At 71.5% G+C, this 11902-nt stretch carries 10 protein-coding genes; 3 read left to right on the top strand and 7 right to left on the bottom strand.

Annotated elements, in window-relative coordinates; translation table 11 throughout:
• Positions 1 to 135 precede the first annotated feature (135 nt).
• The 4 genes from POL25_RS24430 to POL25_RS24415 all read right to left on the bottom strand — a co-directional run bounded on the left by POL25_RS24430 (position 136) and on the right by POL25_RS24415 (position 4300).
• Positions 136 to 657, bottom strand: a complete 522-nt coding sequence (locus POL25_RS24430; protein ID WP_272088563.1) for a hypothetical protein — start codon at positions 655 to 657, stop codon at positions 136 to 138.
• A gap of 5 nt (positions 658 to 662) precedes the next feature.
• On the bottom strand, positions 663 to 1643 hold the full coding sequence (locus POL25_RS24425) for a glucokinase (RefSeq protein WP_272088562.1): 981 nt from the start codon (positions 1641 to 1643) through the stop codon (positions 663 to 665).
• A gap of 476 nt (positions 1644 to 2119) precedes the next feature.
• Entirely contained in the window at positions 2120 to 3151 is a 1032-nt protein-coding gene (locus tag POL25_RS24420; protein ID WP_272088561.1) for a hypothetical protein, read from the bottom strand.
• 330 nt (positions 3152 to 3481) lie between these two features.
• Positions 3482 to 4300 carry a peroxiredoxin gene (locus POL25_RS24415; RefSeq protein ID WP_272088560.1) on the bottom strand — a complete coding sequence of 273 codons (819 nt, stop codon included), beginning with the start codon at positions 4298 to 4300 and terminating at the stop codon, positions 3482 to 3484.
• A 639-nt stretch (positions 4301 to 4939) separates the two neighbouring features.
• On the opposite strand from POL25_RS24415, the gene POL25_RS24410 reads away from it, so the two are divergent.
• The 3 genes from POL25_RS24410 to POL25_RS24400 all read left to right on the top strand — a co-directional run bounded on the left by POL25_RS24410 (position 4940) and on the right by POL25_RS24400 (position 7952).
• Positions 4940 to 5695 (top strand): hypothetical protein, encoded by a 756-nt coding sequence (locus POL25_RS24410; protein ID WP_272088559.1) that lies wholly within the window; start codon positions 4940 to 4942, stop codon positions 5693 to 5695.
• A 3-nt stretch (positions 5696 to 5698) separates the two neighbouring features.
• Positions 5699 to 6226 carry a cytochrome c-type biogenesis protein gene (locus POL25_RS24405; RefSeq protein ID WP_272088558.1) on the top strand — a complete coding sequence of 176 codons (528 nt, stop codon included), beginning with the start codon at positions 5699 to 5701 and terminating at the stop codon, positions 6224 to 6226.
• Between the two features lie 82 nt (positions 6227 to 6308).
• Positions 6309 to 7952, top strand: a complete 1644-nt coding sequence (locus POL25_RS24400) for an FHA domain-containing protein (protein ID WP_272088557.1) — start codon at positions 6309 to 6311, stop codon at positions 7950 to 7952.
• Positions 7953 to 8346: 394 nt separating this feature from the next.
• On the opposite strand, the gene POL25_RS24395 is transcribed toward POL25_RS24400, so the two are convergent.
• The 3 genes from POL25_RS24395 to POL25_RS24385 form a co-directional block, all read right to left on the bottom strand.
• A complete protein-coding gene (locus POL25_RS24395) occupies positions 8347 to 8904 on the bottom strand; it encodes a tellurite resistance TerB family protein (protein WP_272088556.1) in 558 nt (185 codons plus the stop codon).
• Positions 8905 to 9027: 123 nt separating this feature from the next.
• Entirely contained in the window at positions 9028 to 10242 is a 1215-nt protein-coding gene (locus tag POL25_RS24390) for a choice-of-anchor L domain-containing protein (protein WP_272088555.1), read from the bottom strand.
• Positions 10243 to 10608: 366 nt separating this feature from the next.
• A complete protein-coding gene (locus tag POL25_RS24385; protein WP_272088554.1) occupies positions 10609 to 11901 on the bottom strand; it encodes an FHA and sigma-54 interaction domain-containing protein in 1293 nt (430 codons plus the stop codon).
• Between the last annotated feature and the right edge of the window lies 1 nt (position 11902).

The following is an 11902-nucleotide window of genomic DNA, read 5'->3' as shown; positions in this document are numbered from 1 at the left end:
CGCGAAGGACATGTTCATAAACGTGTCCGGGAGCGGTTCGTGCGATCCAGGCTGCCCGATCGCACGATGGGAGCCAGACTGCCCCGCGAGCGGGTCAGGGCGCACAAAAAGGACATGTTCAGAGAGACAGGCGTTTCAGCGGATCGTCTCGGGCACCCAGGTGAAGACGAGCCACAGGTAGGCGGCGAGGGCCACGCTGAAGCCCGCGAGGTAGATCGGGCCGAAGGTGCGCCAGCGGTCGCGCGCACGCGCTTCGGTGAGGCGCACGACGCCGGCGCGGTCGAGCGTGCGGGCGAGCTCGGGGCGCTCGTCCGGCGGGAGGTTGAGGTCGGCGAGCAGCCGCGGCATGAGCTGCGGACGCAGGCGCTCGATGGCCTCCCAGGCGTCGTCGGCGAGGGCAGGGTCGGGGCCGTGCAGCGCCCGCACGACGCCGGGGACCTCGTAGTAGAAGAGGATGACGATGCCGGACAGGCCGGTGACGAAGCCGACCAGGTTGAGGCTGATGTAGAACGGGTCGTCGCGGCCGAGGACCATCAGCAGGTAGACGTAGAGGCCGCAGAGGAACAGCGAGATCAGGCGGCTGGCCCAGGTGAGCAGCCAGCGGTTCCGGACCTCATGCCGGTAGCCGGCGATCAGAGCGTCGACGCGCGCGGACATGGCTGTCAGCCGAGCCCGGCGAGGCCGGCCCCGAGCAGGCCGACGTCGGCGTTCTTGACCACGGCGACGTGCATGGCGCGGAGCAGGGGGCTCATGCGGCCCTTGTCGGTGAAGGCGGTGATGAACCGACCGTCGCGCAGCCGCGGCAGCAGCTTGCCGGCGATCCCGCCGGCGACGAAGAGGCCGCCGGTCGGCAGGACCTTGAGCGCGAGGTTGCCGGCCTCGGCGCCATAGAGGTCGAGGAAGATGTCGACGGCGCGCACGCAGGCGGGGTCGTCGCCGGCGAGGGCGCGCGCGCCGATGACGGCGCCGGGGTCCTCGGTGGCCATGCGCTCGCGGGTGTCCGAAAGTTCAGGTGCGAGGCCCTCGGCGACGACGAACTGATAGGCGGTGACGAGGCCGGGGCCGGAGACGATCCGCTCGTAGGAGACGCGGTGGTGCTGCTTGAGGAGGAAGCGCAGCAAGGCGATCTCGAGCTCGTTGCGCGGGGCGAGGTCGCAGTGCCCGCCCTCGCTGGCGACGAAGCGCGGGCCCGCGGGGGTGGGCACGAGCACGGCCTCGCCGAGGCCGGTGCCGGCGCCGATGAGGGCGATCGGGCCCGACGGATCGCGCTCGCCCGCCTGCAGGACCTCGAGGTCGGCGGGGCTGAGGACCTGCAAGCCGAGCGCGACGGCGGCGAAGTCGTTGATCAGCGCGACGGATTGCAGGCCGAGCTCGGCGGCGAGCAGGTCGGCGTCGATCTGCCACGGGAGGTTGGTGACGCGGCTGCGCCGATCGACGACGGGGCCAGCGACGCCGAAGCCGGCGCGGGTGATGTCGGGGACGTCGGCGCGGGCCAGGAAATCGCGCACGATCGGCCCGAGGCCGGGGTGGTCGGCGCTGACGTAGCGCTGGCGCACGACCTCTTCGAAACGCCCGTCCGGCCGCTGATCGAGGACCGCGAGCAAGGTCTTGGTGCCGCCGATGTCACCCGCGAGGACGCGCATGCGCTCACGGATAGCACGTCGCCCTTTCAAGCGCGAGCACGGGCCGGGAGGGCCGGAACGCGCGCGCGAGGGCGACCCCGGTGCAGCGGAGAGGGCGGCGCGGAAGGGGCCTGCGTCCTGGCCGCGAGTCGGCGTCGCTCGCGGTGGGGCGCCTGACTTTTGCGGCGCGAGGGTTCGTTCGCGCGGGGTGGAAGTCGGGCCCCGCTTGCGACGTGCATGTCGCGGAGGACAGGCGGCGACGGACTCGCTGCTGCGTGTGGCAGAGGTCTCCGCGGCGTCGATGAGCGCGGGCGATCCGCGCGACGCATGCTGTCTCTCGGGACATGTCCTGGCGGGCCATGTTTTTCGACTTCGCGGCGACTTGTTCCGACTCTTGGGACATGTCACGCGGGCCAGGTCGTTTCGAGGCTGCGGATGTCCTCTGGGACATGTCTCCAAGGACATGTGCATCTGTCCTTCGGGACATGTTCCGAGGGTCAGCGCGGGCGCGCGTCCATCGTCGCGTCGAGGGCGATCCGGCGCGGGGCGGCGCCGGCGAAGCGGACCTCGGCCCAGTCGCCGTCGACGGCGAGGGTGGCCTCGGGGAAGGCGTCGCCGGTCAGCGGGGCCTCGAGGGTGAGGCGGTGCACGGTGTTGTCGCGCGCGCGGGCGAGGAGGACGAACTGGGCCGTGTCGCCGCGGGTGCCGCTGGCGATCAGCTGGGCCCGCGGGAGGGCGCCCTGGCCGCGGCGCCAGTCGTCGACGAGGGCGACCTGGAAGGCGGGGAGGTAGCCGGCCTGGAAGCGCTCGCCGTCGCGGACGACGACCTGGTACCAGCGCAGGCAGGTGCGCACGGGCTCGCCGGGGACGCCGGATCGCGGCGTCGAGCGATCGTCGCAGCGGTCGAGTGCGCCGAGCACGAACAGGCTGCCGGCCCGGCGCGCGAGAGCGAAGCGCTCACCGGTCGGCGGGACCCGGGCGGCGGGGGCGGCGAACAGCGGCGCGCGGTCGGGCACCAGCGCGGCGGGGATCCACGGCAGATCGGGCGGCAGCAACTCGCTCTGCTCCTTGGGCCACTGGACGGTGCGAGCGCCGCCCTCGGGGCTGCGGCCCTGCACGGTGAGGGCGACCAGGACGGCGCCGTGGGTCGGCAGCAGATCGCCGCCGGGGACGGGGGCGGGTGGCTGGCGCAGGTTCCGGTCACGCGCAGCCCCGGCGACGCCGGCGAAGGCCCAGCGAGCGACGAACCGCATGGCGTCGTGGATGGTGCCGACCTGGCCGACGACGGCGCCGACGCTGGTGGGGGCGCCCTCGACCGAGGTCCCGAGCGACATGGCCTCGGTGGCCGCGAGCACGCCGGGCCCCGGGCCGAGCAGGTGGGCGCCGAGCCAGTAGCCGCCGCTGGTGGGCGCCGCCGGCGGAGGCGGCGGAGGCTCGGCGGCCGCTGTCGCACAGACCAGGGCGCAAAGGACAGGCGCGATGGGCCAGGTCCTCGAGGACAGGCGGCGCAGAGCCGGGCGAGCGCTCATGACGGGGTCGAGGGTACCGCAAAGCCCGCGCGAACGGGATCTGCCGGCGCGGCCGAGGACCCCGCCGGCAGCCCGGCGCAAGGATGTGAGGATCCGTGGGCCGGCGAGAGGGGTGGAGCGCGCGGCGGGCGGGTCGCGGAGACGGCGGCGGATGCGATCGACGTGAGCCCCTGCATGAGGACGCCGGAGCTGCGAGCGCGGCTGCCGGCCGTGCGGTGCAACGGCCGAAGCGCGACGAAAAAGCCACGCCGGCCCTCGGCGGCGCGACGCTCCGGGGACCGGGTGCGTGCCGAAGGGCGGCGTGTCAGGCGGCCAGGGCCGCGATGAATGTCAGGCGGGCAGAGCCGCGAGCAGGGCGTCGGCGTGGCCGGCGACCCGCACGGGGCTGTGGACGGCCCCGAGGCGGCCGTCGGGGCCGATCACGAAGGTGCTGCGGATGATGCCCTGGACCTTGCGGCCGTACATCTGCTTCTCACCGAAGACGCCGTAGGCGGCTGCGACCTGGTTGCCCGGGTCGGTCAGCAGCGGGAAGTTCAGGCCGAACTTGGCGCGGAACTTGGCGTGCGAGGCGAGGCTGTCGCCGCTGACGCCCAGCACGGTCACGCCGGAAGTGGCGAAACGGGGCTGGCGGTCGCGGAAGTCACAGGCCTCGGTGGTGCATCCCGGCGTGTTGTCGCGCGGGTAGAAGTAGAGGACGACCCGTCGCCCCGCGAAGTCGCGCAGGGCGTACGTCTTGCCGTCGTCGGCCGCCAACGAGAATGGTGGGGCCGGATCGCCGGGTTTCAGTCCAGGGCCTATTTCTTCCTCCTCTTCGGCGCGGCTCGCCGCAGCCTTCTTGGCCGAGGCGCGCTTGGCAGTCTTCTTGGCCGGGGCGGACTTGGCGGCCTTCTTGGCGGCCTTCTTGCCGGCGGCCTTCTTGGCCGGGGCGGCCTTCTTGGCAGCCTTCTTGCCGGCCTTCTTGGCGGCCTTCTTGGCCGGAGCGGCCTTGGCAGCCTTCTTGGCCGGAGCGGCCTTGGTGGCCTTCTTGGCGGCCTTCTTGGTGGCCTTCTTGCCGGCCTTCTTGGCCGGAGCGGCCGCGGCGGGGGCGGCCTTCTTGGCGGTCTTCTTGGCCGGGGCTTTCTTGCTGGCGGTCTTCTTGCTGGGTGGCATGGCTCTCCGTGGCGCTGAGTTGTTCAGCCACGGCGAGTCTACAGACACAGCATCAAAGAACAACCAGCGCCGACGATGTCGCGGCGACGTCGAGGCGGCTGTCGGCTCGCCCGTCGCAACGGTGAAATGCTGCCGCCGACACGCGCTCGTGCGCAGGTCCCGTCCGAACGGTCAGGTCGCGTATGCATGGTGATCGCGGCGATATCTCGACGATCGCGGTAGGGATCGATCCGCGTGGCGGCGAGGCGTCGCGCGGCGAGGTGGTCGACGTCGCGGCGCCGATCGGTCGGCCCCGTCGACGATGTGGCGGGTCCGGGCGAGGGAGAGATCCGATCGTGAACCGCGGCACCTCGGGCCGTCGAGCGGCCGCACGAGGCTCGACCCGGAGGACGCCGAGGCCAGGGCTCGCCGGGCGGAGGCCGGAGCGGTGAAGGGCGTGGCGAAGGGCGCGGCGACGGGACGAAGGCCGCGCCCGCTCGCCCGCGGCCGCCCGCGGGGCCTGGCGGCCGCTCCCGCCGCAGCCGCGCAGGCCGCCAGCGCCGCGCTTTACACGGGCGCGGGCGGCCGGCTAAAGTGGCGACCGAGCTCAGGATCTTCGATATGTCCGCACTGCGATCGTCCCTCGGTGTTCTGGCGAGCGTGCTCGTCCCCCTGTCGCTGATGTGCTCCGGCTGCGGGGGCGACGGGAAGACCCTGGCCGAGAAGCTGGCCGAAGACCCCGAGAAGAAGATCTTGGAGGACGCCGGCTACGTGAAGAAGGACATCAAGCGGCCGCCCGCTGGTCTCCCGCCGCCGTCCGACGAGGAGTTCAAGGCCTGGGACCGCAAGGACCCCGAGGGCGAGAAGCACCTTCACAAGTTCGACAAGGCGAACCTGAAGAAGATGCTCGGCTACTTCGGCGAGCTCGAGTGCTTCCGCGACGAGATGAAGAAAGAGGGCGCCAAGGGCGCAGGTGCGGAGCCCGGCAGCCCCACCGAAGAGCAGTGGTACCAGTTCAAGCAGAACTTCATCCCGCTGGTGAACACGTGGCAGCAGCGGCTGTTCTCGAACGAGCCGCGGATCCTCGAGAAGTCCAAGCTCATCGGCCACTTCCTCGAGGCCCACGAACTGGTGATGCACGGCTACCCCGACGCGTTCAACAACAACGACCAGAACGCGGTCGCCCAGGCCGACGCCCACTGGCTCATCATCGAGAACAAGATCACCAAGTACCTCAAGAACATCACCGACGAGCCGCTGCCGAAGCCGGATCTCAACGATCCGAAGCAGAAGGAAGCCCACGACAAGTTCTGCCTGGCGACCCTGAACCCGCCGAAGAACACCGGCAAGGCCAAGGTGAAGCACGTCGGCGGCGGCGGACGTGGCGCCAAGAAGCTGAACATGGGCGAGGACTGAGCCATGTTCTCTGCGCCAGCTTCGGCGCCGGCTTCAGGTCCTGCAACGCCTGAAGCGGCCACGAGCGCCCGCCCCGAGGCCGAGGCCGAGGCGCTGATGCTCGAGCTCAGCCACGATCTGATGTCGCCCTACTGCCCGGGCCGCACGATAGCGACCTGCCCGTCGCCGCAGGCGCGCAAGTTGGAGGCGCAGATCCTCGAGCAGGCGCGCGACGGCGAGTCGCGCGAGCAGATCGAGGGCACCCTGGTGGCGCGCTTCCCCGACATCCGCGGCTACATCGGTCGACCGGAGCTCGTGTGGGGCACGGCGGTGGCGGCCCTGGTGGCGTTGACGCTGCTGTTCTTCGTCGCCCGTCGCTGGGTGCGAGGGACGCAGCGCAGCGCGGCGGTGGCGGCCTCGCCCGACGCGGCCGCCCTGGCGCGGCCCGGGGCCGCTCGCCGCGCCTCGGAGCCCGCCGGGGGCCCAGGCGGGCCGTCGCAGCGCGAAATCGATGCTCTCGACGACGCCCTCGACCGCGTCGACGAGTTCTAGCACGCCGGACCGCGCCCGCCGGGGACCGACTGTCCCGGGTGCAGGTCTTGAGCGGGCGAGAGCTCCGCGGTAAGAGCGGTCTGTGCTGACGGTAGTAGTCCACGAAAAGGGCGGCCAGACCCAGCGATTCGCGTTCGCGGGCGAGGAGTTCTCGATCGGCCGCGAGGACGACAACGACCTCGTGCTCGACCGCGTCAACGTGTCGAAGCACCACCTGTGCTTCCGCAAGATCGAGAGCCGCATCGAGGTGGTCGACCTCGAGAGCACCAACGGCACCTACCTCAACGGCCGCAAGGTCCAGGCCCCACGGACCGTGCGTCGCACCGACCGCGTCTACGTCGGCGACTACATCCTGATGCTCGACGGCGAGGACACGGCCCTGGTGCCGTCGCCGGCCGACGACAAGCGCCGCCGCGACGCCCAGGACGACACCGGGCTCGTGACTTCGGCGCAGCGGGTGGCCGCGGCCGGGATCGAGAGCACGTACCTCGACGGCCTGGCGGCGCAGATCCACCAGACGCTGCTGAAGGCGGTGCCGCGCATCGATCCGATGACGTCGGGCGAGGTCGGCGAGGAAGAGCGCAAGGAGGTCATCGAGCTGGTCGACGGCATCCTGGCCGACTTCCGCGACTCGCAGCAGATCGAGGCGACCGTCGACGTGGGCCCGTTCCGCGAGCGGATCCTGCGAGAGATGCTCGAGTGGGGCCCGCTCGGCGACCTGATGCGCGACGACTCGGTGCGTGAGATCCAGGTCGTCGGCACCGCGCCGATCCACGTGGTCCGCGACGACGGCAACGGCGAGCGGCTCGAGATCCGCTTCACCGGCGAGCGCGCGCTGCTGATGGCGATGCAGCGCATGTGCAAGAAGCGGGGGCTGTGGGTCGAGGGCGCCCACATCATCGAGGGCATCGTCGATCACGGGTTCTATCTCTACGCGTTGCTGCCGCCGCACCCGGCGCGGCAGTTCGTGATCAGCCTCCGGCGCATGCGCACCGACGCCAACAACCTGACGGCGCTGGTGCAGGAGGGCGTGCTGTCGGCCGACATGCGCGAGTTCCTGGTCGCGACCCTGAAGTCGTGCCGGCGCGTGCTGGTATGCGCCTCGGGCGGCGTCAACCTCGACCGCTTCATGCGCGCGCTGGTCGGCGAGATCCCCGAGTCGCTGCGCGTCGCGTGCATCTCCGACTCGGGTCGCCTGGGCAGCGCGCGCAAGGGCTGGGTGCCGGTGCGCCGTTTGACCGAGGCCAATGACAAGCTCGAGCTCGGGCCGGTCCTCGGGGTGCTGCTGCGCGGCGGGCTCGACCTGTTGATCTCGCAGCAGTGCGGGCACCAGGACGCGGCCGGGGTGATCGACGCGCTGGCGGGGGCGAGCCGCGGGGCGGTGGTCTCGCTGTGGGGCATCAACACGGCCCACGCGCTGTCGCGCCTGGCCGCGCTCGGGACCGCGTCCGGCGGCGCGGTGCAGGGCCTGACGCTGTCGCTGGCGCACGCGATCGACGTGGTCATCCGCCTCAACAGCGGGGTCAACCTCGAGTCGATGCAGGTGATGGAGATCATCGAGCCCGACACCCGCGCCGACAGCAGCATCGAGTACCGCCAGCTGTTCGTCACCAGCAAGTCCGAGGAAGGCACGACGGAGTTCAAGGACACGCCGGCGCTGCAGCAGGTGCTGCGCAAGATGATCAACCAGGGCGGCGAAGTGCCGCCGCGGCTGCTGCGGAGCTGAGCCGCCGGCGCGGGGCCGCGAGCCGCACCGCTCGAGCGCGGGTGCCCGAAGGGACATGCCCTGAAGGGCATGTCCGATCGCTCATGTCGAAGGGGACATGACCGTTCGAGCAGGTCCTGGCGGACTGCCAGGCGTGCAGTCGCCGACGCGCGCAGGCATCCGCGCCGGAGGGCAGACCGCACAGGCGCCCGCCTGTCGGCGCGCACGACGAGACCTGTGGGCCGCTCGGTGCGAGCGGCGCCGCGCTTCGCGGAGAGGGTCGGCGCGCGCGTGCCAGACTGGCGGGCGGCTCGATGCGAGCTGCGCCAGGGTCGTGCAGAGGGTCGATGCGCACGACGAGACCCGCGGGCGGCTCCTTGCGAGCTGCGCCGCGGGTCGCGGAGAGGGTCGGCGGTCAGCCGAGCTGCTTCTTGAACTCGGCGAGGGCGGGCCCGCCGAGCTGGTTGGCGATCTGCTCGATGAGGGCGCGCTCGTCGTCGGAGACGGTGCCCATGTTGAGGAAGCCGCCGCTGGCGCCGGCGACCTGGACGCAGAGCTCGACGATGTTGGCGGCCCGGGCGCCGCCGACGGCCTCCTTGAGGACGACGAGGCTCTGATCGAGGAAGGTCTGCGACGGGCGCTCCTCGAGCAGGCTCTCGACGGTGCGGAAGGCCTCGGTGCCGGGCTGGATCCCGCGGCCGCGGAGGACGTCGAGGATGGCGGTCCGCTCCTTGCGGCTGACCGTGCCGTCGGCCCACGCGACGTGGACGAGCGGCAGGAGGTCGAACACCTTGAGCTTGTCGCCGGTGAAGCCGAGGGCGGCGATCCGGTCGGACAGGGAGAGCTTCTCGGTCTCGCGTTCGTCGCGGAGGTCGCCGGCAGCCTTGTCGAGCTGCTCGCGGAGCTGGTCCCGGAGCTCCCGCTCGCGCTGCTGGAAGTACGTGTCTTCGTTGTCGCTGGGCGTGACGGACATGCGCCTGGGACGCTACCAGGGGCCCGCTGCTTGTCAATTGGATCCGGCCGACACCGCCGGGCGCGGGCGAGCGCCCGGCTGAGCCGGCCGGAGATGCGGGGCCGAGGGCGATGCGGACGCCGATCAGCCGGGAGGCATGGTGCTGGGCTTGCCGGTCGGCTCGCAGCCCCACTTGAAGTTGTCGAGGAACACGTAGCTGTCGAGGATCGAGTCGCTGATGTCCATGATGGCGAACACGACCGTGATCGACTCGCCGGGCGTCACGCCGGCGGTGGTCTGCAGCCAGTTGGTGCCCGCGTGCTGGCGCATGCAGGTGTTCTGGAACTGCGGGATCGGGTTCTGGCCGCTCGGATCGTCCTTGAACTCGAGGAAGCCGGCGTTGAGCGAGATCGGGTTGCCCTGCTGGTCGAACGAGATGTTGCCGGTCCACTTCTCCGACTCGAGCCAGCCGATGTACATGTCGTTGAAGGCCGACTGGTAGTAGTCGGGGTACTCGACCGAGAGGAACGCGAAGTCGTAGCTGAACGAGGTCACGTCCTGCGGCACCTGCATGACGAACCGCAGCTCGGTGTAGTCGTTGGCGCCGAAGTTCTGGAACTGGCCCTGGATGGTGTTGGAGCAGTCGCCAGTGCCGAGCAGGCCGGCGTTCTGCGTGCAGTCGCCGCCGACGTCGTTGATGCGCAGCGGCGGCGGCAGGTTGTTGCCGGGGTCGAAGTTGCCGACGTCGTCGTTGCAGTGGGTGGGCTCGAGGTTGAAGTCGCCCGGCGGGGTCTGGTTGTTGAGATCCGAGACCAGGCCGCTGCCGATGACCGCGTACGAGGCGCCTTCGCGCGGGTTGAAGGTGCCGCCCTGGCCGAACACGTAGCGCACGCCGATCGCCCCCGGCGAGCCCGCCTTGGTGGCCGTGACCTGCAACTCGCCCGGACAGTTGAGGCCCATGGCGAGAAAGGGATCCTGGGTGCCGTTGTCGCACGGCACGTGGTCGGGGATGCTGCACTTGCAACCCGGGTCGTTCGGGTCGTCGCAAGGCTCGACGCCGGTGTCGGCCATGCCGCCGTCGGGCGAGGCCTCGAGGTCGAACTTGAGGCCGCCCGAGCCGGAGGTGGTGACGGGCTCGCTCGTGGCGCCGTCGGTGGCGCCGTCGGTCCCGCCGGTCTCGGTGGCGCCGTCGCTGTCGCTCGCCCCGCCGCTGTCCGGGAAGGTCGTCGGGAGGGTGAGGATCCCGGAATTGCCCGGTAACGTGGTCGCCGAATCCGCAGCATCCTTGCTCTCACAGGCGGCGAGGCCGCCGACGCCGGTGAGGCCCGCGAGAACAACGTTGAGGCTCAATCTCCGCATGAAGCCACGGTACCCGGGTCGTCCCGGGCTCCAACACCAAAATCCGGGGACCGGAGCGCCAGGCGCCGGGGAGGGCCCGGGACGCAGGCTGTGGCCCCCAGGCGCCAGATTGCGCCAAAGCGTCGTTTGGCCGGTATTCACCGCAAGGTCGGCAAAATGTCTGCGATTGCGCTGGAGATACGGTGATCGGACTCACGACATGTGGGAGGATCCGATCACAACTTCGTGACGCGCGGACGCCCTCATGGCCCAACGGGGCCGCAGACGGGCGAATATGTCTTACGAGACATGTCCTGGAGGGCATGGCCTTTAAGGCATGTCCTATGGGGCGTGTCGTGAGAGACATGGTGCTCAAGACATGTCTTGTCATGCGGCCTCGTCCTTGAGCCAGGCGCTGAGGGTCGAGCGCGGCACGTCGAGCTGGGTGGCGGCCTTGCGGATCGAGCCGGCCTCGCGCACGACGAGCTCGAGCAGGCTGCGGTGCATCGCGGCGTAGGTGCCGCGCGGGACGGCGAGGGCGTCGGCGGGGCTGCCGGCGGCTGCGGCGGGACCGGGGGCAGGGAACAGCTCGAGCGGGCCGAGCGGGCCGTCGTGGATCGCGGCGGCGCGCAGGAGGATGTTGCGGAGCTCGCGGATGTTGCCGGGGAAGCGGCGAGCCGCGGCGGCGCGCAGGCCCGGCTCGGTGAGGCGGACGGGACGGCCGAACTCGGCGGCCAGCTCGGTGGCGAATTGGGCGAGGAGCTCGGGGATGTCGCCCGGGCGGTCGGCGAGGCCGGGGACCTCGACGGCGAGCACGCTGAGGCGGTGGTAGAGGTCGCAGCGGAACCGGCCCTCGGCTACCAGGCGCTCCATCGGCTGGTGGGTGGCCGAGACGACCCGGACGTCGATGGCCTGCTCGGCCTCGCCGCCGACCGGGACGACGCGCCGCGTCTCGAGCACGCGAAGCAGCTTGGCCTGCAGACCCAGCGGCAGCTCGGCGATCTCGTCGAGGAACAGCGTGCCGCGGTGGGCGCGGACGAACGCGCCGACGTGGGCCCGCGCGGCGCCGGTGAAGGCCCCGCGCACGTGGCCGAACAGCTCGCTCTCGAACAGACCCTCGGGGATGGCGCCGCAGTTGACGGCGACGAACGGGCCGGCGGCGCGTGGACCCTCGCCGTGGAGGGCGCGGGCCGCCAGCTCCTTGCCGGTGCCGGTCTCGCCGCGCAGCAGCACCGCCTGGGCCAGGCCGGCGAACTTGCGCAGGCGAGCGAGCATGTCCTGAAAGACAGGAGAGCTGCCGATCATGCCGGGCGGGTTGACGAGGCGGGGCGGCGGGGCGGCGCGCTGGGCGACGACGGTGGCCTGGAACCCGCCGAGCCCGAGACGCATGCCCGGGGCCAGCCACGCGCGCTGGACCCGGACGCCGTCGACGTAGGTGCCGTTGGTCGAGCCGAGGTCCTCGACCATCATGCCGCGGCCGTCGCCGCCGATCCGCGCGTGCCGGGCCGAGACGGTGGGATCGCCGATCCGCAGGTCGGCCGAGGGGGCGCTGCCGACGAGGATGAGGCGCGCCGGGTCGAGCGCCACGGGGCCGCCGGCGCGGTCGAGGTCGAGGGCGAGGGCGAGGTCGCGGAGCGGGGGCGAGGGGAGGAGGGTGGTGGCTTCGGAGGACGACTGCACA

The organism is Nannocystis bainbridge (assembly GCF_028368995.1).
In the GTDB taxonomy this organism is placed as follows: Bacteria; Myxococcota_A; Polyangia; order Nannocystales; family Nannocystaceae; genus Nannocystis; species Nannocystis bainbridge.
Note: the sequence above shows the minus strand (reverse complement) of the source record. Positions and strands in the feature narration are given on the sequence as shown.